This window comes from Chryseobacterium sp. GQ58 (genome assembly GCF_059758895.1).
On record NZ_JCAXEH010000001.1, the window covers coordinates 601,999 to 625,495 of the forward strand.

General features: G+C 33.7%; 22 protein-coding genes. 7 read left to right on the forward strand and 15 right to left on the reverse strand.

The genetic code is table 11. From position 1 onward, the window contains the following. Nucleotides 1-19: 19 nt before the first annotated feature. The 6 genes from mfd to pth all read left to right on the forward strand — a co-directional run bounded on the left by mfd (nucleotide 20) and on the right by pth (nucleotide 7,633). Complete coding sequence (mfd, locus tag AC6CHK_RS02825; RefSeq protein ID WP_498093354.1) at nucleotides 20-3,382, forward strand: transcription-repair coupling factor; 3,363 nt, start codon at nucleotides 20-22, stop codon at nucleotides 3,380-3,382. Between the two features lie 135 nt (nucleotides 3,383-3,517). Further along, on the forward strand, nucleotides 3,518-4,339 hold the full coding sequence (locus AC6CHK_RS02830) for a hypothetical protein (protein ID WP_498093355.1): 822 nt from the start codon (nucleotides 3,518-3,520) through the stop codon (nucleotides 4,337-4,339). Between the two features lie 3 nt (nucleotides 4,340-4,342). Then, entirely contained in the window at nucleotides 4,343-5,161 is an 819-nt protein-coding gene (locus tag AC6CHK_RS02835) for a hypothetical protein (RefSeq protein WP_498093357.1), read from the forward strand. A 2-nt stretch (nucleotides 5,162-5,163) separates the two neighbouring features. Further along, nucleotides 5,164-5,907, forward strand: a complete 744-nt coding sequence (locus AC6CHK_RS02840; protein WP_498093359.1) for a hypothetical protein — start codon at nucleotides 5,164-5,166, stop codon at nucleotides 5,905-5,907. A gap of 143 nt (nucleotides 5,908-6,050) precedes the next feature. Continuing rightward, nucleotides 6,051-6,983: a hypothetical protein gene (locus AC6CHK_RS02845; protein WP_498093361.1), complete on the forward strand. Its 933-nt coding sequence runs from the start codon at nucleotides 6,051-6,053 to the stop codon at nucleotides 6,981-6,983. 86 nt (nucleotides 6,984-7,069) lie between these two features. Next, on the forward strand, nucleotides 7,070-7,633 hold the full coding sequence (gene pth / locus AC6CHK_RS02850) for an aminoacyl-tRNA hydrolase (RefSeq protein WP_498093363.1): 564 nt from the start codon (nucleotides 7,070-7,072) through the stop codon (nucleotides 7,631-7,633). Nucleotides 7,634-7,699: 66 nt separating this feature from the next. Here pth and AC6CHK_RS02855 read toward each other — a convergent pair whose 3' ends face one another. The 9 genes from AC6CHK_RS02855 to AC6CHK_RS02895 form a co-directional block, all read right to left on the reverse strand. Then, nucleotides 7,700-8,335 carry a carbonic anhydrase family protein gene (locus AC6CHK_RS02855; RefSeq protein ID WP_498093365.1) on the reverse strand — a complete coding sequence of 212 codons (636 nt, stop codon included), beginning with the start codon at nucleotides 8,333-8,335 and terminating at the stop codon, nucleotides 7,700-7,702. Between the two features lie 54 nt (nucleotides 8,336-8,389). Beyond that, the gene (locus AC6CHK_RS02860) at nucleotides 8,390-9,985 is read right to left on the reverse strand and encodes a SulP family inorganic anion transporter (protein WP_498093367.1); all 1,596 of its coding nucleotides are present in this window, start codon (nucleotides 9,983-9,985) and stop codon (nucleotides 8,390-8,392) included. Between the two features lie 126 nt (nucleotides 9,986-10,111). Beyond that, on the reverse strand, nucleotides 10,112-10,411 hold the full coding sequence (locus AC6CHK_RS02865) for a hypothetical protein (RefSeq protein ID WP_498093369.1): 300 nt from the start codon (nucleotides 10,409-10,411) through the stop codon (nucleotides 10,112-10,114). Nucleotides 10,412-10,429: 18 nt separating this feature from the next. Continuing rightward, nucleotides 10,430-11,098 carry a carbonic anhydrase gene (locus AC6CHK_RS02870; RefSeq protein ID WP_498093371.1) on the reverse strand — a complete coding sequence of 223 codons (669 nt, stop codon included), beginning with the start codon at nucleotides 11,096-11,098 and terminating at the stop codon, nucleotides 10,430-10,432. A gap of 146 nt (nucleotides 11,099-11,244) precedes the next feature. Continuing rightward, nucleotides 11,245-11,802, reverse strand: a complete 558-nt coding sequence (locus AC6CHK_RS02875) for a serine acetyltransferase (protein WP_498093372.1) — start codon at nucleotides 11,800-11,802, stop codon at nucleotides 11,245-11,247. Between the two features lie 31 nt (nucleotides 11,803-11,833). Then, nucleotides 11,834-12,985 (reverse strand): glycosyltransferase, encoded by a 1,152-nt coding sequence (locus AC6CHK_RS02880; RefSeq protein WP_498093374.1) that lies wholly within the window; start codon nucleotides 12,983-12,985, stop codon nucleotides 11,834-11,836. Then, complete coding sequence (locus tag AC6CHK_RS02885) at nucleotides 12,986-13,498, reverse strand: acyltransferase (RefSeq protein WP_498093376.1); 513 nt, start codon at nucleotides 13,496-13,498, stop codon at nucleotides 12,986-12,988. It lies immediately after the preceding gene. 52 nt (nucleotides 13,499-13,550) lie between these two features. Then, nucleotides 13,551-14,708, reverse strand: a complete 1,158-nt coding sequence (locus tag AC6CHK_RS02890; protein ID WP_498093378.1) for a glycosyltransferase — start codon at nucleotides 14,706-14,708, stop codon at nucleotides 13,551-13,553. After that, entirely contained in the window at nucleotides 14,708-15,547 is an 840-nt protein-coding gene (locus tag AC6CHK_RS02895) for a glycosyltransferase family 2 protein (RefSeq protein ID WP_498093380.1), read from the reverse strand. Before AC6CHK_RS02895 ends, AC6CHK_RS02890 begins: the two co-directional genes overlap by 1 nt. A 94-nt stretch (nucleotides 15,548-15,641) precedes the next feature. Between AC6CHK_RS02895 and AC6CHK_RS02900 the strand changes: the two genes are divergently transcribed. Next, nucleotides 15,642-16,412: a class I SAM-dependent methyltransferase gene (locus AC6CHK_RS02900; protein ID WP_498093382.1), complete on the forward strand. Its 771-nt coding sequence runs from the start codon at nucleotides 15,642-15,644 to the stop codon at nucleotides 16,410-16,412. Nucleotides 16,413-16,729: 317 nt separating this feature from the next. On the opposite strand, the gene AC6CHK_RS02905 is transcribed toward AC6CHK_RS02900, so the two are convergent. The 6 genes from AC6CHK_RS02905 to asnB all read right to left on the reverse strand — a co-directional run bounded on the left by AC6CHK_RS02905 (nucleotide 16,730) and on the right by asnB (nucleotide 23,445). Continuing rightward, nucleotides 16,730-16,861, reverse strand: coding sequence for a hypothetical protein (locus tag AC6CHK_RS02905; RefSeq protein WP_498093384.1), 132 nt, complete (start codon nucleotides 16,859-16,861; stop codon nucleotides 16,730-16,732). A 587-nt stretch (nucleotides 16,862-17,448) separates the two neighbouring features. After that, nucleotides 17,449-18,762, reverse strand: coding sequence for a hypothetical protein (locus tag AC6CHK_RS02910; RefSeq protein WP_498093386.1), 1,314 nt, complete (start codon nucleotides 18,760-18,762; stop codon nucleotides 17,449-17,451). Further along, nucleotides 18,762-19,703: a glycosyltransferase family 2 protein gene (locus AC6CHK_RS02915; RefSeq protein WP_498093388.1), complete on the reverse strand. Its 942-nt coding sequence runs from the start codon at nucleotides 19,701-19,703 to the stop codon at nucleotides 18,762-18,764. Before AC6CHK_RS02915 ends, AC6CHK_RS02910 begins: the two co-directional genes overlap by 1 nt. 10 nt (nucleotides 19,704-19,713) lie before the next feature. After that, entirely contained in the window at nucleotides 19,714-20,712 is a 999-nt protein-coding gene (locus AC6CHK_RS02920; protein ID WP_498093390.1) for an acyltransferase family protein, read from the reverse strand. Beyond that, the gene (locus AC6CHK_RS02925) at nucleotides 20,702-21,652 is read right to left on the reverse strand and encodes a glycosyltransferase family 2 protein (RefSeq protein ID WP_498093392.1); all 951 of its coding nucleotides are present in this window, start codon (nucleotides 21,650-21,652) and stop codon (nucleotides 20,702-20,704) included. The genes AC6CHK_RS02920 and AC6CHK_RS02925 overlap by 11 nt, the downstream gene beginning before the upstream one ends. Beyond that, nucleotides 21,649-23,445 carry an asparagine synthase (glutamine-hydrolyzing) gene (gene asnB / locus AC6CHK_RS02930; protein WP_498093393.1) on the reverse strand — a complete coding sequence of 599 codons (1,797 nt, stop codon included), beginning with the start codon at nucleotides 23,443-23,445 and terminating at the stop codon, nucleotides 21,649-21,651. Before asnB ends, AC6CHK_RS02925 begins: the two co-directional genes overlap by 4 nt. Nucleotides 23,446-23,497: the final 52 nt, after the last annotated feature.

The following is a 23,497-nucleotide window of genomic DNA, read 5'->3' on the forward strand; positions in this document are numbered from 1 at the left end:
CGTTTACAACAATATTTTTATGCAGTTAAAAACCATCAAAGAAAGCTTTCTTCCTAATCTTCTGAAAAAAGAATTTGGCAAAGAGATTTTTGCACAGCTAGAAAACGAGCAGCATTTGGCTGTGAAAGGCAGCGCAGGTTCTTCAGTATCTATATTTGCAGCAGAGCTTTTTCTTACTCAGAAAAAAACAATTCTGTATCTTGTTGATGATAAGGAAGATGCATTGTATATAAATACAGAAATGGAAGATCTTTTGGGCAAAGAAAAAGTCTTGTATTTTCCGGCCACGCATTTGGAACCGTATCAGGTTGAGAAAACTCAAAATGCCAATCTGGTTTTACGAACAGAAGTTCTGAATAAAATAAACTCCGAAAAATCACCAAAGATCATTGTTGCATATATTGGTGCCTTATCTGAAAAAGTTCTGAAAAAGGAAGATTTTAAGGCAATTTCGCATCACATAAAAGTAGGCGATCAGCTCGATTTTGATTTTGTAGACGAGCTGCTTTCACATTATCAGTTTCAGCAGACAGATTTTGTTTCCGAGCCGGGCGAGTTTTCTGTGCGCGGCGGAATTGTAGACGTTTTTTCGTATTCTAATGAAAAGCCTTACCGGATCACATTTTTTGGAAATGAAGTTGAAAACATTAAAACTTTCGACATAGAAACTCAGCTTTCTGTGGATAAAATAAAAGAGTTTCAGCTGGTTTCCAATATGAATTTTTCTGTTTCCGGAAGCCGTGTTTCTTTGCTGGAACTTTTACCGAAAAACAGTTTTGTTGTTTCAAAAAACTCTCTTGTCGGACTTCATAAAATTAAAAGTTTTTATGAAAAAGCTTTAGAGAATTATGATAAGCTCAGTAAAGATATTTCACACAGAACGCCGCAGGAATTATTCATTTCCGATGAAGAATTTTTATTTGATTATAAAAAATTTAAAACTATAGATTTTGCGGCTCAAACTCTTGAACTTTCAAACCTTCAAACTCTCGAACTCAAGCAAACACAACAACCGAGCTTTCATAAAAACTTTGAATTATTATTTGAAGATTTAGAAGAAAAGCAGCAGCAGGGTTTTGAAACGTGGATTTCATTTTCCACGGATAAACAAAAAGAAAGGCTCGAATCTATTTTTGAGGAATTGGAACGCGAGCTTCATTTTAATAGTTTTAGATCTGAACTTCATGAAGGTTTTGTAGATTCTGACCATAAAATTTTGGTTTATACAGATCATCAGATTTTTGATCGTTACCAAAGATATAAAGCCAAAAATACGTTTGCAAAGTCTGAACAGCTGACGCTGAAAGATTTAATGTCTTTAAAAGTTGGTGATTATATCGCACATATCGATCACGGAATCGGAAAATTCATGGGATTGGTAAAAGTAAATAATGACGGAAAAATTCAGGAATGTTTTAAACTGACGTATAAAAATGGTGACTTATTGTATGTAAGCATTCATTCTTTGCATAAAATCTCAAAATATAACGGCCCGGACGGAAAAGAAATTGTGTTGAGCAAGCTTGGTTCACCGGCCTGGAAATCTTTAAAGCAAAAAACAAAAGCGAGAGTCAAACAAATTGCTTTTGACTTGATAAAATTATATGCTGAAAGAAAAACAGCAAAAGGCTTTGCTTACACGCCGGATTCTTATCTTCAGAATGAACTGGAAGCCAGCTTTATTTACGAAGATACGCCGGATCAGGAAAAAGCAACCATTGATGTAAAAAAAGATATGGAAGCTGAAACGGTAATGGACAGATTGGTTTGCGGAGATGTTGGTTTCGGTAAAACGGAAGTCGCGATTCGTGCCGCTTTCAAAGCTGCAACAGACGGAAAACAGGTTGCTATTTTGGTTCCGACCACGATTTTGGCATTTCAGCATTACCGAAGTTTCAGAGAAAGGTTGAAAGATTTCCCGGTCAATGTTTCTTATTTAAACAGATTCAGAAGCGCAAAGCAAAAATCTGAAACCATCGAAGGTTTGAAAAACGGAAAAATAGATATCGTAATCGGTACGCATCAATTGGCTTCCGAAAAAGTGAAGTTTAAAGATTTAGGTTTACTGATTATTGATGAAGAGCATAAATTCGGAGTTGCTGTAAAAGACAAACTGAAAACTTTAAAATCAAATATTGATACACTTACTTTAACAGCAACACCGATTCCGAGAACATTGCAGTTTTCTTTGATGGCTGCAAGAGATTTGTCGGTTATAAAAACGCCGCCGCCAAACAGGCAACCTGTAGAAACTCAGATTGTAGGTTTTAGTGAAGAAATAATACGCGATGCGGTTTCTTACGAATTGCAGCGTGACGGCCAGGTTTATTTTATCAACAACAGAGTTGAAAACCTGAAAGATATTGCTGGCCTTATTCAAAGATTAGTGCCGGACGCAAAAGTAATTACCGGTCACGGACAAATGGAAGGAAAGCAACTTGAGCAGAATGTTCTTGATTTTATGGAAGGAAAATATGATGTTTTGGTTTCCACAACGATTGTTGAAAGTGGAGTAGACGTTCCGAATGCCAACACAATTTTCATCAATGATGCACAACGATTCGGAATGGCAGATCTTCACCAAATGAGAGGAAGAGTCGGACGAAGCAACAGAAAAGCTTTTTGTTATCTCATCACGCCGCCTTTTGATATGATGACTTCCGATGCGAGAAAAAGACTTGAGGCGATTGAGCAGTTTTCAGATTTGGGAAGCGGTTTTCAGATTGCAATGAAAGATTTGGAAATACGTGGTGCAGGAGATTTGCTGGGAGGCGAACAAAGCGGATTTATCAACGAAATGGGCTTTGAAACTTATCAGAAAATGATGCAGGAAGCTTTGGAAGAACTAAAAGATGATAAGGATTTTGAAAATATGTTTGAAAACGAAGAAGATCGTCAAAAGCTATTCAAGTCGGTAAAAGATGTGAATATTGACACAGATTTGGAATTAATGCTTCCCGATTTTTATATTTCAAGTACCGAAGAAAGGCTTTTGCTTTATCAGAAATTATCGGAAATTGATAATGAAGTCGATCTTCAGAAGTTTGAGTCTGAATTGACAGACCGATTTGGTGCGTTGCCTGATGAAGCGATCAATCTTTTGAAAAGTGTTTCTTTAAAATGGCTCGCTGCAGATATTGGTTTCGAAAAAATTGTAATGAAAAATGGTGTCTTTCTTGGATATTTTCCAAATAATCCGCAGGATAAATTTTATCAGACGGATAAATTCAGACATATTATAAACTATTTAACGCAAAATCCGTCGCAGGCACAATTAAAAGAAAAAATCGGAAAAGAAGGAACCCAGCTTATGATGAGAAAAGATGGCGTACAAAATGTAGATGAAGTGAATGTTTTGCTGAAGTCGATACTGAATTTGTAATAGGCGTAAATCGTGACAGATTCTAAAATATCATTATGTTGTGAATACTTCTATTTGATTATCAGATGATTTTATTCAGGTTTTAAAATAATTTATAAGTTTGTTGCAGATTTTTATTTAATTTCGCACACTGTTATGAAAAAATACTTTATTTATTGCCTTACAAGTCTTTTCCCAACTTTTACCGTTGCACAAGTGGGGATTGGAACCACTTCTCCACAATCAATGTTGGATGTGAATGGTAAAACAACCATCAGAAAAGAATTAAGAGTGGGAGGAACTACTTCCCAAATTGGAAATGCAGGCCTCAATGGCCAGGTATTAGTCTCCCAAGGTAGCGGTTTGCCGCCAACCTGGAAGTCATTGAACGTCTCTTTCATGGAAGAGGGACAGTACAAATTGATCAATTCATATTTAGCATCTGACCAGGTAGGGATTACTTCGCTTTCAAATGGAACTGCCGGAGATAATTTTCACACAAACAACATTGGTGATGATATCTCAAGCACAAGCAAAGGAATTTGGTTGAAAATACCGGGTCTTGAGCAGAATTTTAACATTAAAAACGGTAAAAACAGGGTTACTTTCCAGTTTCAGACCGGTGTTGAAATGAAAGCCCCTGTAGCTACGATATCACAAAATGTAAGTTTTACGTGTGGTATTTTCAGAAACAGTAAGTTGGTGGCTATCCGCCCAGATAAGATCTCATCCAATAATAACAGTGAAAAAGCAGGATTTCAGAATTACATTTTTACCCTAAATTATACTGAGCAAAATGTACCCGCCGGAATGCAGAAAATAGAAGTTGCATGTAGAAAAATAGAAACTTCGAATCTTAATAATGCATTTACAATCGGAAGGAATATTTCAAATTCTAATTCTGTTTCTAATGCATTCACTCTTGAATCTGCCTTAAAAATTGATGTAATTGAATACGTAACCTATACTTCAAACTAAATTATGAAAAATATATTATTATTACTTTTTGCTTTATTAATCTTACCATTGCATGCACAGCTAGGAATTAATACTTCTGAACCAAAATCACGGTTAGATGTCAATGGAGATTTTAATTTCCGTGGCAAATTGGTTTTGCAGAACAGCGTAAATGGAAATCTTTCCCAAGGAACGAATGATCAGGTTTTGGTTTCTCAGGGTGAAGGATATCCTCCAATCTGGAAAACGCTGCGTATTCCGGAATATGAGCCCAACAGGTTTTATTTGATTTTTAATAATTCTTTTTCTGACCGCAACGGCGTCAAATTTACAAACGCTGAGCAATCCACAGTTACAAACAGATCTGCCGCTCTTACAAAAAATGCAAATTTCAGCAGTCTTAATGGCTTTAAAAGAATACCGGGTTTATCACATCCAATAAGTGTTTACAGCACTCAAAGTAAAGTTTATTTCCAATTTGAAACAGTGGCTCAGGCAACTTTTCCTGCAAATGGCAACACCGATATTTCTATTGATTATGCTTGCGGGATTTTTGTAGATAATAAATTGGTTAATTTGAGACAACGTAATTTAAAAGCAAGCAGCGCTTCAAATACATTCATTACCCACAATCAGATTGGTATTATTGAAGGACTTTCTGTCGGAACACATAATGTAAGTGTGGGTTGTGCAAGACTGCAATCCTATACAACTTCGGCAAGTAACAGTACGTTGGGGATAGGCATTAATGTTTCCACGAATATCGATGATTTTATTACTCAATCATCTCTTAAAGTAGATGTTTATGAAATTCCTCAGGTATTTAATACAATTATAAATTAATCATGAAAAATATATATCAGCTGATATTTCTGTTTATTACAATCAGATCATTAGCACAGGTTGGGGTTGGAACTACAACTCCCGTAAATACATTAGATATCAACGGTGATCTTACCGTGCGCAAAGAAGTAAGAGTTGGCGGAAACAATACTGTAAAAGGAAATGCAGGAAATGCAGGTTACATTTTCCATAACAGCAGCGAGTCGGTTGCCAACGATTGGAAGTCTATAAAAATTGCCGACGGACAGGGAAGTATGTCATTATATTCTATGAATACAAACAGCGATACTGTCGGGATAACATTCTCAGGAAGCAATGGCTCCACGTCGCCTTATTTAGAAAATCAGGTATTGGACAATTCATGGGTTGTTTTAACAGGCACTGTAGACAACTTTTCTATTACAAATGCAGTAAATAAAGTGGTTTTTTCGTTTCAGACGACAGCTCAAAAAGCGAATAACAGCAATTCATCAGCAGGTTTTGCCTGCGGAATTTTTGTAGACAACAGGCTGAAAGCCGTAAGAACCGATGTTCTAATAGGTAATGAAGGGACTTATAAGATCTTTAATCTTAATGCAACTTTGGAAAACATGCCTCAAAAGAATAATTACAATGTAAAGGCGGCTTGTACAAAAAGAAACTTAAATAGTGGAACACTTGGACTGGGAACTGTTGTAAATCCATCATTTTTAAATACAGATATGTCACAATCTGTACTCACAACGTCTGTTTTACAGCCTTACTAAAAATTATTTTATTATTTACAGATTGAATTTTTAGGAATAATAAAGAGGGTTTTAGCTGTTAATTTTATGATAATATAAATAAAAATATGATTTTTATGCAAAAAAAAATTATATTTGTGGAAAAATAAGTAATACCGTTAGAAATGAAACAGCTTTTCTATTTTATTTTATTAGTTGCAGGTTTATCTTCTTTACATTCTTGTAAAGATTTAATAGACGAAGAAGGAAATCCTCTTTTGGATTTGAATGATACAAACGGGTTCAACGGCCCAAGAGCATTATTCAGAGAAATAACGGATTCTGATACAATTGCGGAGTATCATTATAATGGTTTGCAGTTATCAAGAGTAATTACAGAAAACGCGTCAATCACAAATGTAATGTGGAGCGGCGATAAGATAAGCCAAATCAACTTCAATGGATTTCTGGATTTAGACGGAGACGGGACAATTGACGATGACAGTATTGTGTATACTCAATTGTTTACTTACGGAAACATGGGAAGATTAACGAAGATTTCAGAGAATCGTTCTATTTATAAAAGAACACCGCCTGTACCGCCTACTGCTCCTGCAGGACCTTATCTTTTGGATTCTAAAGTGAAGTCGCTTTATGTTTTGACATACAGCGCTGCAACAGCAAAGCTGGATAAAATTGTAATGGAAAAAGGTGTTGACACTCCGGGAGTTCCATTTGTTAATCAGGAATATTCTGAAACTACATATACTTATTTAGGTGATAATGTCTCGGAAGTTGTAAGAGAATATGGCCCGATCAACGGGACTGTATTTGGTCCGCCAACTGAAAGATATGGTTATGAGTTTTTAAATCATGATGATCGCATCAGTCCTTACACTTTACTTCCTTTTGCTTACAAAGTTTCTGAACTTCTGTCAACAAAAGCAAATGATAACAGAAGCTATATATTGTCACCAAACAGCCCGAAAAGAATGACAATTACAGATCTTACACAGCCAGTTCCGACGCCAGTGATTTTCTCTACCAATTACAGATATGATCCGCAGACGTATATGACTCAGGGATATGGAGTAAATTACATTTACAAGCCTTTATAATTATAAAATTTAAAAATATTTAAACTCAATTCTTCACCGGATTGAGTTTTTTATTTTTTAAGACTTAATTTTGCAAAAAATTTCTCATGAAGTATTTAATTGTAGGTTTGGGTAATAAAGGCCCGGAATATGAAAACACACGACACAATATTGGTTTTAAAATTGCGGAGAAAATTGCTGAAACTCTTGACGTTCCGTTTAATACAACAAATTTCGGGTGGATGGCTGAAGGGAAGTATAAAGGTAGAAAAGTTTTAGTTTTAAAGCCGGATACTTACATGAATCTTTCCGGAAATGCCGTAAAATACTGGATGCAGAAAGAAAATATTCCTTTGGAAAATGTAATGATCGTTACCGATGATTTAGCATTACCATTCGGGACTTTAAGAATGAAAATGAAAGGCTCTGATGCGGGGCATAACGGCCTTAAAAGTATTCAGGAAGTGTTGCAGACGCAGAATTATGCAAGACTTCGGTTTGGTATTTCGGCTGAGTTTTCAGAAGGAAGACAGGTTGATTATGTTTTAGGAACCTGGAACCAAGAGGAAAATGAAAAACTTCCTGAAAGAATTGAAAAGTTCTCTAAAGCTTGTCTGTCATTTGTTTTTGCCGGAATTAACAATACAATGTCTGCTTTTAACGGAAAATAATATAAATATTTGTATAAAAAAACGCCGGAGCAAAGCTCCGGCGTTTTTATCTTAAAGTGAAATTTGTTATAACCAAGTTACAATACCCGTTTCCACATCATAATTTGCACCAACTATTTTTATTTTTCCTTCATCTTCGAGTCTACTAAGCGTAGAGCTTTGTTTACGTATATCGTCGATAGCATTCTTTACATTATGTTGATTTAGTCTTTCTAAAAGGTCGGCATTTGCAGAAGAACGTTCTTCACCATCCACCATGATTTGTTTGATGATTGGATCAAAATGATCGATAAGATGGTTGAGGTTATCCATACCTAATCCTTCGATTTTAGCGGCATCAAGACCACCTTTTAAAGCGCCGCATTTGGTGTGTCCCAAAACTACGACAAGTTTGGAGCCTGCAACATTACAGCCAAATTCCATTGAACCAAGGATATCCTGATTTACAAAATTACCCGCAATTCTGATGCTGAATACATCACCCAGACCTTGGTCGAAGATAAGCTCGGCAGAAGTACGGCTGTCGATACAGCTTAATACAACTGCAAATGGCCATTGTCCTTCACGTGTAGCATTTACCTGCTCCAAAAGATCTCTGTTTGCTTTTAAGTTGTTTACAAATCTCTGGTTCCCTTCTTTCAGAAACTCCAAAGCTTTTTCGGGAGAGATTGTAGCTTGTGTTTCGGAAGTGTGTGCTTTCATATAACTTTATTTTTTATGAATTATATTTAAAATTTTTAAAATGCTATTTTTCAATTACATTGCTCTTGTATGAGTAATAACTACATGAGAATCTTCATCTCTTTCGTAATCTCTGTATGATGTTTTAAAGCCGATCAATTCTACATTTATATCTTCTTCTTTGGCTCGTATATTGGCAAAATCCTGAATCATTTCCAACACATCGGTCGCAATATATGAAGTTCCTCTTGCATCAATAATAACTGTGGAATTCGACTTAATGTTTTTAAGCGTTTTTTTAATAGCAGCCTTATTCAGGAAGGAAACTTCTTCTGCCAGTTTGATATTAATTCCGTCAGCATCATTCAGCTTTTCTCGGCTAAGATAATATGCACGCTTCATATTTCCTTGAAGAATATAAAAAACGGAGATTGCTAAACCAATACCAACACCTTTCAAAAGGTCAGTTGCAACGATTGCTACAACTGTCGCCACAAAAGGAATAAACTGGAATTTTCCAAGCTTCCAGAAATGCTTAAATGTTGCCGGTTTTGCTAATTTATAACCTACCAAAATCAGTACTGCAGCCAATGTTGCTAATGGAATTAAGTTTAAAATAAACGGAATAGAAAGTACACAAACCAATAATAAACTACCATGAATCATAGTCGAAAGTTTGGAAGTAGCTCCTGAATTGGCGTTTGTTGAACTTCGTACAACCACGGATGTAATTGGAAGCCCACCAATGAATGAACTTACTAAGTTTCCGATTCCCTGTGCTTTAAGTTCCAGGTTGGTATCGGTAATTCGTCTTTGCTTATCAAGCCTGTCTGATGCTTCAATACATAAAAGGGTTTCGATTGAGGCAACAATAGCAATCGTAGCACCTGCAATCCAAACTTTCATATTGGTAAATCCGTTAAAATCGGGAGTTGTAACCAAATTTTTAAAATCATCAATACTTTGAGGTATCGGCAAAGCAACCAAATGTTCGGAAGAGATCGCCAATGAACTTCCGCTCATTTTGAATAGTTCGTTTAATAAAATACCCGCAATTACGGCAACAAGAGCTCCGGGAAGCATTTTGATTTTTTTTAGAACCGGAATATGATCCCAAGCTAAAAGAATTCCTATAGAAACTAAAGTTACAATGATTGTTCCGGGATGTATAGCTGCAAATAATTCATTAAAATAATTAAAATTAATGCCGTTTGTAAAAAGCGTTTCGTTTCCTTCATAATCTTTATCAAACCCCAAAGCATGCGGAATCTGGGTTAAAATAATAATGATACCGATACCGGCAAGCATTCCTTCAATCACATTATTTGGAAAATAATTTGAAATACTTCCCGCTCGTATGAAGCCTAAAATTAACTGAATAATCCCGGCAACCATTCCGGCGCAAAGGAAAAGTTCGAAAGCTCCAAGATCTGTAATTGCAGTTAAAACAATAGCCGTCAAACCCGCAGCAGGACCGGAAACCGAAATGTTTGAATTACTTATTGCTCCAACAACCAAACCGCCGATAATACCCGCGATTACTCCTGACAACGGTGGCGCACCGGATGCTAATGCAATTCCCAAACAAAGAGGAAGCGCAACTAAAAACACCACAAGACCTGAAGGGAAATTCTCTTGAATCCCTCCCAAAATAGATTTTGATTTTTTCATGACAATTGAAAAATACGTTTATGTAATGACCGATCTGTTAAGATCAACCAAAATGATAGAAATTAATTAAAGTAGAATCTATTCAAAATCAAAAATGATATGAATAAAAAGAAATTTGGCGAAAAGTTAAGCCTCCGGAGGCGGTGAAAATATAGTAAGATGAGGCGAAAGATGAAAGGAATCATCAATCAGCGTAAAAGATCTGCCTTTGAGATCTGGGTCAAAAAACTTCAGATAATCGTAAACATCCAAAGTTTTTGGAAGTGTTTTTTCGTATACAGTAAAGGATGAATAATTGGAATGAGGCTCTTCTTCATTGATCACGACATTGGTTCTGGCAATATCCCAGCCCATAACTTCAGCAATGCCGGGCAATGCAGTAAAGTTGAGGAAGAACATAAATGTAATAATACTCCAGAATTTCATTCAATTTTTTTTAAAAGATTATTTAATCTTTCGGCTCATCACCCAGTCGGAACTTGTAAGATTATATATTTTTTGGATGTCTTTTAAGATTTTTTCAAAATCAATCTCCAAATCAATAATTTTTCCTGTCCTAAGGTCAAAAACCCAGCCATGTACTACAGGATATTCATCTAAAATGTATCTTTCCTGTACACAAGCCATTTTGACAACGTTAATACATTGTTCCTGAACATTAAGCTCAACAAGTCTGTCATAACGCTTGTTATTATCTTCGATAGAATCTAATTCGGACTGATGTAATCTATAGACATCACGAATGTTTCGCAACCACGGATTTAATAATCCTAAATCCTCAGGCGTCATCGCTGCTTTTACACCGCCGCAATTATAATGTCCGCAAACAATAATGTGTTTCACTTTCAAATGTTCAACAGCGTATTGAATAACGGCTGTGGAACTCATATCTAAAGTGTTGACCACATTGGCAATATTTCTGTGAACAAAAACATCACCCGGCTTTGCGCCCATCAATTCTTCCGCAGTAACTCTGCTGTCTGAGCATCCAATGTATAAATAATCCGGATGCTGAGTTTTAGCAAGCTCTTCAAAGAAAGCCGGGTTTTGCGAAATTTTAGATTCTACCCATATTCTGTTGTTTTCAAAAATAACTTCGTACGATTGTGACATAATATGATTTACAATTATTTATTTCGTTTAAATTATTTTCAAATTCAATAGACTAAATCAATAACTATGCAAAAATATAATTTTTGTAGCATTTATAATCATTTTTAACAGAATTTAATATTCCTGAAAATATGATAAAACTCACGTCAGACCCTATTGTTGATGTATCCTTCTGTTGCGTTGGCGTTAGGAAAAACTTTCGCGGGATTTCCTGTAACTACAGAATCATTGGGAATATCAAAGTTTACATAAGCGTTCGGTGCTATCAAAACATTATCTCCAATATTCACATTACCAACGATCACGGCATTTGCGCCAATCCAGACCTGGTTGCCGATTACAGGGTAACCTTCATTTTTCCCACGGTTTTGCTGTCCGATGGTAACTCCCTGTGCAATATTGCAGTTTTTTCCGATGGTAACTTTAGGATTGATGACCAAGCTTCCCCAATGCCCAAGATAAAGACCTTCTCCAATTTGCGTTTCCGGATAGATCTGAAAACCATATTTAATTTGAAAATGCCTTAAAACCATTCTCCAGTAAAATCCTAAAACAGGAATTTTATTGTATTTCTGCGTTTTTCTGAATATATAAACAAAATGCAGATTCGGATTGATGCATTTTATCCAAATCTGAAATATTGAAAGCCATTTTCCGCTTTCACGGTAAAAATCTTTTTGTACAGTAGAATAATTTTCAGCCATATCACAAATTTAGAAAATCTCTTTTAGAGTTTTATAGTTTATCCAAAATCTGTCTGATTTCAGAAACAGAATTTTCAAGATTGAAAGACATTTTATAATCTTTCAGCTTTTGAGAATATTCCGAGAAAAATTCGGGTTCGGATAAAGCTTTTTTCATTCCAAAATAAATTCCTTCTTCGGAGTTTTCTGTAATTAATCCCAATTCGCCGTTATTCAGCATTTCGGCAACACCGGAAACATTTGTAGCAATGATTTTCTTTTTTAAAGTAATTGCTTCAAACAAAACCGTTGGAAATCCTTCATATCTTGAGCTTAAAATAAAGAAATCCGAACTTTTAAAATAAGGATAAGGATTGTCTGTAAAGCCAAGCATGGTTGCCGTTTCATCAAGTCCAAGTTCGGTTTTTAATTTTTTTATATTTTCAAAATCATAGCCGTCACCCACAATTAAAACTTTATGCTTTAATCCTTCTTCAAGCAATTTTTTATGAATTTTCAAAAGCCTGTCAAAGCCTTTCTGCGGAAAAACAGTGCCTACGGAAATAAAAGTTGGGATTTTTTCTTCAAAATTGTAATTAATAACGGGTTTTTCGGATTTCGTTAAAATTTCATCGGTATCCAAAGGATTATAAATTCTTACAACTTTTTGCTTTTCAGTCTCGTTTTTAGCTAAATTTAAAAATAATTGTTCGATTTTTTCAGAAATCACCATGATTTTATCAAAGCCAAAAAAATTCCGTATTTCTTCATCGGTATAGTCTTTTACTTGCGAAAGATCGTTGTGAATCCAGACGATTTTTTTTGAAGATTTTAAAGGCGAATTAAGTATTTCGTCTCTCATTCCGTGGATTGCCGCAAACTCAATATCGTATTTTTTGTTTTTTAGTTTTCCTTTATAAAGAAGATTGGGAAAGACTTTCAAGATTTTCTGGTAAATGACTCTCGCCGCTTTTTGAGGAATATCCTGAAGGCGATTGGTGGTGATCATTTCGCCTTTGTTGAGATAAATAATATTGATCCATTCAGGAACTTCATTCAAATATTTTCCGGAATATAAATTCAAAAGTAGATCGATTTCATATTGCTCCGGCGGAAGATTTTTGAGAAAAGTTACGAGTACTTTTTCTGCTCCTCCGTGGCGAAGAGAGCCTATTCTGATCAGTATTTTCTTTTTGTAAGGCATTTATTTCTTTACAGGTTTGTAAGCATGCGGAAGGTTTTCTTTGATATAAGCATCCAGTTTTGAGCGCACTTGTTCCAATTCTCGAGGATATATCACATTATTTGACAATAATTTGTCTCCGTATTCTTCTATTGTACAGATAAATTTTGCCGGCACGCCCGCGAAAACGGTTCCTTTCGGCATTGATGTTGTCAAAATTGATCCTGCACCCAAAACACAATTGTCTTCCATTTTTACGCCGGGCATGATGATCGTATCTGCTCCGATTAAACATTGGCTTCCGATCTTTATTCTTCCGAAAGTTCTTACATCTTTATATTTTTCAAAAAAATGCAATGCATTTTGTCCGCCGTCGTGATTTACAAATCTTACGTTATTCGAAAAAGTTGTTTCGTTGCCAATTTCAATTAAGAAAGGTTCTGTTCCAAATTCCGGAACTTCTACAAAACGTACGTTTTCACCTACTTTTAAGCCTTTAGCAATACAGACTTTCAGATAAATTTTCTGAATCATGCTTTGATAAGTGGTGTGAAGTTTGAGAATTATGCGATATATCAAAAGCATTTTATTTTTTTACTAAGTTAATGATGATATTTTCAACAGCATCAAATATTTTTTGATTATCAAACTGTTTTTCAACGTCTTTCAGGTTGTTTTGAATGGCTGAAACCAATTCAGGTTGTGTAAGAAACTTTTTCATTGCTTCATACATTTCTTCAGTTTCATAATTGATAAGATAACCATTTTTTTTATGGGTAATCATTTCCGGAATCCCACCAACATTGGTCGAAATTATTGGTTTTTGAAGAATCAAAGCATCTGCAATAATCAACGGCCAACCTTCGGATTCTGAAGGCAGAATAAAATAGTCTGCATTTTTCACATAAGGATACGGATTGAGCAAAGAGCCCAAAAACTCAAAACTTTTTGTAACGCCTAAAGTTTCAGCTTGTTTTTTTAGATTTTCTCTTTCCTCGCCGTCACCGATTACTATTATTTGATGATCAAAACCGTCTTTTAATAATCTTGCGTGAGCCTCCATCAATTTGTGAAAACCTTTTCTGCTGTGCAGTCTTGCGACAGAAACAAATGTCGCCTTGCTTGGTAATTCAGGTTTGAAAGCATCAGACTTTTGCTTAAGTTCTTCAATCGGAATGGCATTTAAAATAACCTGATTTTCAGGAATTTTTAAATCAGGATACGTTTCAATTAAAATATCTTTGGTCTGTTGCGAGCCGAAAATAAAATAATCAAACTGAGGAATCTGTTTCAAAATACCAGGAACCAAAGGCTGAAGTTTTGGAAGTGTAATATCCGAATGAAACCAGCCGATCTTTTTTGAATTTTTGTTTGTTGAATTTAAAACCGATGAAAAAGCTGCATAAGTTGGCGCAATTTCAACATCATAATTTTCATTCAGAAGACGGTCTGCAATTTTCGGGTCTTTTTCGGCTTTATTTAATTTTAATTTTCTCTTTGCAAGCTGAACTTTTTGAATGACAGGATTTTTTGAAAAACTTTCTTTTCCTTCGGCAAGATATACTTTTCTTACATGTTTCGGAAATTCATTTCGCAATTCGCCCTGATTGATATTTAAACAAATTGTCATTTCAAATTTGTCCTCATCAAGATTATTAAGCATGCTCAAAATCACTTTTTCGACGCCGCCCATTTCCATAAAACGGTGTCTGAAAAGCACTTTTATTTTATTGTTTTTCATCATTAGCTAAATAATTGCTGCTTAAGTATTCTTATTTTTTTCATTATTCTGTAGGGAATAGAATTTTGATATTCCAGAAGATCATAAATTTCCTTTTGATTGGTATATTCTGCCGGCACGGGTTTTCTATTAATATTTTTTAAGTTTCTGCGTTTCATGGCTTCAAAAATGACCTTTGCAAAATATTCTTTTGATTTTGGCTTGTTGTCGTTTTGAGAAATTCCTCCGGAATGTGTTCTGTAAAGATAATTCTCTTCATTAATAAATTTTACTTTACCTTTCTCATACATTTTTAAATATAGATCCTGATCTTCTGCAATTTTCATTGCCGAATTCATTTTCTCGGTTTCTTCGTAAATATCTTTTCGAAAACATACAAAATGTACCATTTGAACCGGGCAGTTAAAAAAAAACGTATCATTATTTGGCACCTGCATCGAAACTCTTGAAACCTCTAAACGGGAAAGGTTTTCATCACATTTTACAAATTTTGAATAAGTAAGCACAACATCTTGGTATTTTTTAAAAATATTTATGCTTGAACTTATAGCATTGGGTGTAATTGCATCGTCAGGATCTACAAAACCGCAAATTTCTCCATTTGCAAGCTCAATCAATTTACTTTTTGTAATTCCGACACCGCTGTTTTGCTGGTTTTTAAAAACTTTAAAACGGTGATCTTCTTTTATTAAATCATTTATTATTTCTAAAGAATTATCTGTAGAAGCGTCATCCAAGATTATTGCTTCCCAATTGTCATAATTTTGAGAAGTAATAGAATCGTAACAGTCTTTAAAAAACTTTCCATTATTATAATTAGCAATAAGTATTGAAAACTTCATTAGAGGGATTTATTAATAAGTTTCACAAAGATAATATTCTTAAAAATTATAAATCAGATAAAAATCTTATTTTTGCAGCATTAAAATAAACACTGTGGGTGAAATAGCTAGAGTTTTTAAGACTTTTATCGGTTATCTGAAAAGGCCGGATCTTTATCCTGAACTGGGAAGGAAAATCTTTAAAAATACTATTAATAGAAATAATGCTTTTAAAGGCAAAGAAAAAACTCATTCTTGGGCATCGTCTAAAGCTATTTCTGAGCAAGAAGCAGTTTCGAAACTTTTTAAGATTGACAGTCTTTCGTTTAGAAAGGATTTTGAAGATGTCTTAAAGGAATCATCACAAAAAGAACAAAATTGTCCTATAAAAATGGGCGGTCCGGGAGCGTTGGAACTGATTTATTATGCCTGCGAATTTACAAAAGCTCAAAAAGTTGTGGAAACGGGAGTCGCTTATGGTTGGTCTTCTTTAGCTTCTTTGCTTTCACTTGAGAAAAGAAATGGAACTTTATATAGTTCGGATATGCCGTATTTAGGGCAAAATGGAGATCAATTCGTTGGCTTTATAGTTCCTGAAAACCTTAAAACACATTGGAAGCTATTCCGTTTTGCAGATAAAGAGTCTTTACCTAGAATCTTCGGTGAAGATCAAATTTTTGATGTTGTACATTACGATTCAGATAAAAGCTATAACGGAAGAATCTGGGCTTACAACGAACTGTATAATCATCTGAGAAAAGGAGGCGTCTTCATCAGTGATGATATTGGAGATAATTCTGCTTATCAGGATTTTTGTGAGAAAAATAATATTCACACCGATATCATCGAGTTTGAAGGTAAATATGTCGGTGTTTTTATAAAATAAGCCGTTGGCAATACTATTTTGTGAAAATAAACCAGATTACTTTTACCCGTTTTGTCGCAGCGATTGCGATTGTAATATCTCATTTTAACAAAGATTTATTTTTATATCAAATTGATTATATTTTTGATGTTTTCTTAAGAGCCAATGTTGGCGTAAGCTATTTTTTTATTCTTTCGGGTTTATCATGATTGTGGCTTATCACAAAAAAGATAAGATTGACTATTTTGATTATTATCGGAACAGGTTCGCAAGGATTTATCCACTTTATATTGTTGGTCTTTTGCTTTATTGGTTACACGATTTGATGCTTTCAGCTTTTATAAGGTGATTTTATATTGTCTCGGTCTGCAAAGTTGGGTTCCCGGTGACGCAATGGTTTTAAACTTTCCGGGGTGTCTATTTCCGTTGAATTTCTTTTTTATCTGCTTTTCCCCTTTCTTTATAATCATTTTTATTCTAAAAAAAATAAAAGTATCTGGATTATAGGAATTCTGATTTGGATTGTTACTCAGGTTTTTTCAAATTTATATATAAATTCTACTTCGTATGAAGGTCCGCATACAAAAGTCATGATTTTGTAGCCTATTTTCCTGTTTTGCATAGTAATGAATTTTTGATAGGAAATTTAGCCGGGCTTTATTTTGTTAAAAATTTCAGAGAAAGAAATTATGATTTTCATGTTATCACAATTTTTGTGTTGATTTTATTATCATTAATCTTTGTTCCGTTATATTTCCACAATGGTTTGATGGCGATATTTTTTGTACCGCTCATCATATTGATTTCGTGCAATAATGACTGGCTTACAAAGATTTTTTCAATTAAACCTTAATATTTAGGGGAAATAAGCTATGCAATCTATATTACCCATATTCCGGTTTTATATATTTTGAGAGAATTGCTTAAAAAATATAATCTGGATATCAATTGGATGTTCGGGATTTACATGATTATACTTTTAATGAGCTCCATGCTGTTTTATCAGTTCATTGAAAAGCCGCTGAGAAATTTTCTTAGGAAACTATATTTTTAGAAATTACTTTATAATCTCAGAAGTTGTAATGCTGATATAAGGTGTTTTTCCATCCACATCTCCGCCTTCAATAATTTTAAAGTTATTGTCTATTAATAATGCCTTGAATAATAAGACAGATGAGTTGTTTTTTTCATGAATGTTATTAGGGTTTTCTTTTATTAGTATTCTTTTTTCTTTATATGTACTAATCTTTTTATCAAACTTCTCAATTTTGTACAGGATATTTTCTGAATGTTTAATAAGTGTATAAATATTAAAAGCTGTAACAAAAATTATAAAGCCTCTAAAATAATATATCAATTTTTCAGAAGCATTAATACATAAAAAGAAAGCAAGGTATAAGTAACAATTGCTTTTTATTCTGATTGTATTATCTACTTTCGTTGTGTAATATGTGTAACAAAAACCTATCAAAATTGTCGCAAAAGAAAAAATAAGGTATAAATTGAAAAATGACATTTTTGCTCTCTTTTTTATAATTACAAAAATGAAATAAAGAAAAAGGGCTGCTCCTAAAAAAGGGTTCAGGAATGAAATTTTATTAGAAAGTCCTTTATGGATAATTGCATTTAAAAAACTAAAATCTCTTGCTGTAAAGTTTGAAATTTTAAAAATAAAATCGAAAATATTCTGTGGCTCAAGACTAAGATGACTTCTTTGTCCTAAAAAAAAACCACAATAATAATAATTGATAAGCAGATAAGCAAAAACACCAAGCGAGGTCAGTAAAACCAATAATAGATAACTTTTTAGTAAAATTATTTTTTTAATACTTAAATAGCCAAAAAACAAAATGGAAACCCCAAAAACAAATACTCCTGAGAATCTTACAGATACCAAAAAGAAAAATAAAAAGCTAAGATATATACCTTTTTTGAGCGTGAAACCTTCTGTAATTATATTATAAACATAATAGATAATAAAATAATTGAATAAATAATATAGCGGCTCAGAAAGGCTTGCAGGATATAAATTGACAAAAGGATAAAAGGAAAATATAATTAATGTCTGGTGAAAAAAGAATCTTTTTTGGTAAGAGAATAACAGAATACCTATGTATGAGAGAATATTTATAATCTTTGAAGACAGCAAAAAGCTACCCGTCAAATAACTAAAAAGCTTTATAAAAACGGCATAACCTAAAGGGAAATTTACCTTATATCCCCATAAATCCTGAGCTTGAAGAAAATATTGTATACTGTCCGGACTCAGTTCTCCACTGGATAAGGTAACTTGAAGAACAATAAAAACTATAGCTCCAAAAAGAATTAAAGTGTCGTAAATATAATTTTTATTATATAAAGGGAAATTCATTAAAACAAGTTTTTCCTGAAATTAATATTATACAATCCGGAACGTATGCTCGGATAATCCGTAATCAAATATTTCAAAATCATGCTCCATTTTTTAAAAAAGGATGCGTTTGCAATTTCCCAGCTTCGAAGCATTCTTTTGATGTGGATTTTTATGTTTTCAGGAATCGTATTTTCATTTTCTGCCCAATGGTTGACTTCTTTCCAAAGTAAAACTCTTGTCGTTGCTGGTTTTATTTTTTTTGTATCAATCTGTGTGATCCTGTTATTTTCATGAACGCCTCTAATCGCGATGGCGGCGTCTAAAATTCCGGAATAAAAATTAAGATAATACGAACTGCGGAATAAAAATTCGGTGTCTTGATGAAGCCTTAAATGTGTTTTGAAAAAAGGTTTTACTTTCTGAATCAAAGAATCTCGTCTCACCGTTAAAGCATCGATGCTGAAAAGCCCGAAACTTCCATTCATATTAAGTTGTCCGGGAAAAACATTTTTAGGATCATGATTTTTATAAACAGTTGTCAATCGGTCGCCAAAAACCCTGTAATATTGTTCTTTTGCTTTTTCTGAGTAATAATGAACTCCAATTGCTCCGTAAACTCCTTCTACATCAGGATTTCTGAAAAGTTCTCTTTCTGCATCGAAACGGTTGGGAAGAAAATAATCGTCTGCGTCTAAAAATGCTATAAAGTCTCCGCTGGATTTTTCAATTCCTAAATTTCTGCTCGCTCCGGCTCCGTGATTTCCTTTGTCTGGATGCTGATAAAGCTTTACACGATTGTGTTTTTCAGTTAATTTTTGACAAACTTCCAAGGCGTTATCCGGAGATTTGTCTTCTATCAAAATGACTTCATATACTTCTTCAAACTGAAGTGCAGATTCTACAGCCTGCGAAACATATTTTTCGGCGTTGTAAACAGGAATGATAACGGATATTTTCATTTTGATAAAGTTAGACCTTTAGCTTTAATTTTAAATATTGTGTCATCTTTTTTTCTATTATGTAATATAAAAAAGCGGACAAAATAATGATAACAATGATTTTAAATATAAAATAAGGGATGTTAAGATAATTTTCGGGACTAAATTTTTTAAAGTAGACTTCTACGAAAGAATGTGATAAGTATAGTGAATAAGATATGTCTCCCAAAAAAATAAGAAAACGGTTGCCTTTAATATTAAATGTATAATCTAAGCATAAAAATGATAACACAAACAATGAAACAATAAGTAATGAAATTAGCTCATTTGTGACTTGAATAATGTTGAAGATGAGCAATGAAAACAAAGATATTCCAACGATACAGATCAGTATTCCTGCTTTTTTTGAAATAGAAAATTTCTCCAGATAAAGACCAAATACAATTCCCACTATGAAATAAAGGTTGAGATGGCTTGTCATCATTTTAAGATAAGCACTCTCAAAATTGAAACTTAGTCCCAAAATATAACTCAAAACAAAAAAGCTGATAATAAATAAATATCGATTTGATTTAAATAGAAAAGAAAGACCAAATATCAAGTAAAAAAACATTTCAAAATTAAGCGACCATCCCAGATAAAGTACAGGAAAACTGTCTTTTTGTGGTAAAAAAAGTAGAGAATGAATAAGTCTTTTCAAAGCAATCCCTTCAGTGTAAAAAAGAATACTGCCTCCCAAAATGATCCAAGCGAAAGTTAAAAGATAATAAAGCGGAACAATTCGTATAATTCTTTTTTTGAAAAAAGAAACAATCTCTTTTTTGGTGCTTTTATTAAAATTTATTCTTTTTGTGGTAAAAACCATTATAAAGCCGCTTATCACAAAAAAAATCGGAACGCCAATACTCCCTTCTCCAAATAAAAGTTCTCCTATCGGGATATCATCAATAATTAGATTTTCCCGCAAATGAAAACAGCAAACCAAAAGGGCTGAAATTCCTCTTAAAATTTGCAGATTATTAAGCTTCATTGCTGTTGAAAATAGTGAAACGATATTGTGTTTTTAATATTTCAGGATTTTTTAAAACTTCTAAAATGATGTCAGAATATTTTTTAAATCCATTTTTTAATGATAAATCAAAAGATTTATACTGTAAATAAATTCTTTTTTTTACTTCCGGAGACGTATTTTGGATTTTTGACCAACTATATAAAGATTCCCACAACAAAAGCTGTCTCCGATTATATTGCGTAGAATATCTTACAATTTTTGTGATTCTGTTGTCATTATGAACTCCTCTTATGGCGACGGCTTTATCAATAATTCCGGATTTTAAATAGCAATGAAAAGCTAATTTTATGATAAAATCTGAATCCTGATGTACGCGAAGATTTTCATTAAACTTTAGATTATTTTTCACAATTGCCGATTTTCTTACGGTAAGAGCATTCAAATGAAAAAAAGTGCCGAAAACTTTAGTAGAAAGTCCTAAAAGTCCTTTAAAAACATCTTCTCCTTCAGCCGGAAAATTCACCGTTGTAAGTGAAGTATTTTTAAACTTCTTCTGAAATTCTTCTTTCCCTTTTTCGGTTAAATATTCTACACCAATTGCTCCGAAAACACCTTCTATTTTAGAGTTTTTAAAAATTTCTTTTTCTGCATCAAAACGGTTGGAAAGATAATAATCATCAGCGTCTAAAAAAGAAATAAATTCATGTTGAGATTTTTCAATTCCTAAATTTCTTGTAGCTCCTGCGCCATGATTGCCTTTGTCAGAATGCTGATATAATTTGATTTTAGAGTTTTCAAAAGCCAGTTTTTCACAAATTTCCAATGAATCGTCGGTTGATTGATCTTCCACCAAAACAATTTCTTTCACCTCATCAAACTGTAAAGCAGAGTTGACCGCTTTCCTGAGAAATAAAGCCGCATTGTAAACAGGAATAATAACTGAAATTTCTAAATTCATATTATCGATTCATTATTATGCGCCCAAAGTGCCAATTGCAGGAGATTCCAATGTTTTTGGCCTTTATCTAAAAATTTTTGGGCAGCGTTAAAATCTATATATTCAAAAACTTTTTGGCTTCGGTTCTTTAAAAGTTCATTGGAGAGGTTGATTAAACTTTCTTCTTCAAACCAATTTTCTACGTGCATACCAAAGCCTTGCTTTTTTCTGTTTCTGATACTTTCAGTCCAGTAAGAATTCATAGATTCCCGAAGAATAATTTTATCGTTTTCATTATTCAATTTTAATTGTTCAGGAACCTGAATGCAAAATTCAGCAAAATCTATATCTAAAAACGGAGTTCTTACTTCAAGAGAATTCGCCATTGCCATTCTGTCGGATTTCACCATCATATTTCCAGGAACATATTTTTCCAAATCAATTCTCATTATATCGTTTATAGAACTTGAATCGGCCTGAAAACTGTATGGTTGCACGAAATCGGTTTTAATTCCCAACGCATTTCTTTCTTCTTTTGTAAAAGAATTTCGAACAAAATTTTGATGAAAGTCTAAAATATTTTGATACTCAATATTTTTTTGAGAAATAAAAGAAGTTTGTCTTAAATTCTGATAAAGTTTTAAACCAAATTTTGCAATAATATTTTGATAACTAAAGTGGTTTTTTAGCTCATTTTCTACCTTGTAAAAATTATATCCTCCAAACAATTCGTCTCCGGCGTCGCCTGATAAAACAACAGTGAGATTTTGTTTTGCTGCCTTACAAATTTCGTAATGTGGAAGGAATGATCGGTCAGCAAATGGTTCGTCAAAGAAAGGAGTTACTTTTAAAAGTGATTCTGCAATATCCTTCTTTTTTTCATGAATTTCGATATGTTTGGTTTCATATTTCTGAGCAATTTCTTTTGCGTATTTTAGTTCGCTGTCTTCGTGGTCATAGCCAAAGCTTATCGTGGTCTGATGAGGTAAAAACTCATGAACTAAAGCAACAATAGAAGAAGAATCTAGACCGCCGCTTAAGAAGCTTCCAACTTCTACATCAGCAATAAGCTGTTTTTTAACAGCGTTTTTTAAAAGATAAACAAACTCTTCTTTTGCTTCAGATAAACTGATCGATTTGTCTTTTGTGGGTAAATTGTAATAACGTGAAACAGATGCTTTTCCATTTTTCCAGATCAATTGGTGAGCCGGTGGCAAAGTAAAAATGTTGGAATAGATACTTTGGTACGTGCTCACATATCCGTATTGTAAATAGTGCGAAAGCGCTTCCTGATTTACTTTAGGCTCGATTAATCCGCTTGCTAAAATGGCTTTGATTTCTGAAGCAAAAATAAACTCATTATTTTTCCCGATTGCATAAAAAAATGGCTTTTCTCCGAACCTATCTCTTGCGCAAAACAATTGCTGTTTCTCATCATCCCAAACGGCAAAAGCAAACATTCCGGGAAGATCATCAATCAGTTTTTCCTGCTTTTTTTGGTACATTGCAAGAATAACTTCAGTATCCGAACTTCCGTGATACGGATAATCTGAATATTGGTTTCTGATTGTTTGGTAGCCATAAATTTCACCATTCAAAACGATGCATTCTTTTTTTGTAGCGGAAAACATGGGCTGTTTGCCATTTTCAGACAAATCTATAATAGAAAGCCTGCGATGGCCAAGAGCTGCATTTTCGTAAAATTCAAAATGTGCAGAATCTGGACCACGATGCGCAATGGCATTGGTCATTTTTGCTATTTCCTGCTGATAATTTCGGGCATTTGGAGTGATTATTCCTGCAATTCCACACATTCTGTTTTTATTTATTATGAAAGTGTTTTCATAAAAGAAATATTTTATGAGA

Excerpts from the sequence above, each read along its gene's own strand:
- mfd (WP_498093354.1), top strand. The coding sequence starts at position 20 with ATGCAGTTAAAAACCATCAAAGAAAGCTTTCTTCCTAATCTTCTGAAA.
- AC6CHK_RS02830 (WP_498093355.1), top strand. The coding sequence starts at position 3,518 with ATGAAAAAATACTTTATTTATTGCCTTACAAGTCTTTTCCCAACTTTT.
- AC6CHK_RS02835 (WP_498093357.1), top strand. The coding sequence starts at position 4,343 with ATGAAAAATATATTATTATTACTTTTTGCTTTATTAATCTTACCATTG.
- AC6CHK_RS02840 (WP_498093359.1), top strand. The coding sequence starts at position 5,164 with ATGAAAAATATATATCAGCTGATATTTCTGTTTATTACAATCAGATCA.
- AC6CHK_RS02845 (WP_498093361.1), top strand. The coding sequence starts at position 6,051 with ATGAAACAGCTTTTCTATTTTATTTTATTAGTTGCAGGTTTATCTTCT.
- pth (WP_498093363.1), top strand. The coding sequence starts at position 7,070 with ATGAAGTATTTAATTGTAGGTTTGGGTAATAAAGGCCCGGAATATGAA.
- AC6CHK_RS02855 (WP_498093365.1), bottom strand. The coding sequence starts at position 8,335 with ATGAAAGCACACACTTCCGAAACACAAGCTACAATCTCTCCCGAAAAA.
- AC6CHK_RS02860 (WP_498093367.1), bottom strand. The coding sequence starts at position 9,985 with ATGAAAAAATCAAAATCTATTTTGGGAGGGATTCAAGAGAATTTCCCT.
- AC6CHK_RS02865 (WP_498093369.1), bottom strand. The coding sequence starts at position 10,411 with ATGAAATTCTGGAGTATTATTACATTTATGTTCTTCCTCAACTTTACT.
- AC6CHK_RS02870 (WP_498093371.1), bottom strand. The coding sequence starts at position 11,098 with ATGTCACAATCGTACGAAGTTATTTTTGAAAACAACAGAATATGGGTA.
- AC6CHK_RS02875 (WP_498093372.1), bottom strand. The coding sequence starts at position 11,802 with ATGGCTGAAAATTATTCTACTGTACAAAAAGATTTTTACCGTGAAAGC.
- AC6CHK_RS02880 (WP_498093374.1), bottom strand. The coding sequence starts at position 12,985 with ATGCCTTACAAAAAGAAAATACTGATCAGAATAGGCTCTCTTCGCCAC.
- AC6CHK_RS02885 (WP_498093376.1), bottom strand. The coding sequence starts at position 13,498 with ATGATTCAGAAAATTTATCTGAAAGTCTGTATTGCTAAAGGCTTAAAA.
- AC6CHK_RS02890 (WP_498093378.1), bottom strand. The coding sequence starts at position 14,708 with ATGATGAAAAACAATAAAATAAAAGTGCTTTTCAGACACCGTTTTATG.
- AC6CHK_RS02895 (WP_498093380.1), bottom strand. The coding sequence starts at position 15,547 with ATGAAGTTTTCAATACTTATTGCTAATTATAATAATGGAAAGTTTTTT.
- AC6CHK_RS02905 (WP_498093384.1), bottom strand. The coding sequence starts at position 16,861 with ATGATTATAAAGAAAGGGGAAAAGCAGATAAAAAAGAAATTCAACGGA.
- AC6CHK_RS02910 (WP_498093386.1), bottom strand. The coding sequence starts at position 18,762 with ATGAATTTCCCTTTATATAATAAAAATTATATTTACGACACTTTAATT.
- AC6CHK_RS02915 (WP_498093388.1), bottom strand. The coding sequence starts at position 19,703 with ATGAAAATATCCGTTATCATTCCTGTTTACAACGCCGAAAAATATGTT.
- AC6CHK_RS02920 (WP_498093390.1), bottom strand. The coding sequence starts at position 20,712 with ATGAAGCTTAATAATCTGCAAATTTTAAGAGGAATTTCAGCCCTTTTG.
- AC6CHK_RS02925 (WP_498093392.1), bottom strand. The coding sequence starts at position 21,652 with ATGAATTTAGAAATTTCAGTTATTATTCCTGTTTACAATGCGGCTTTA.
- asnB (WP_498093393.1), bottom strand. The coding sequence starts at position 23,445 with ATGTGTGGAATTGCAGGAATAATCACTCCAAATGCCCGAAATTATCAG.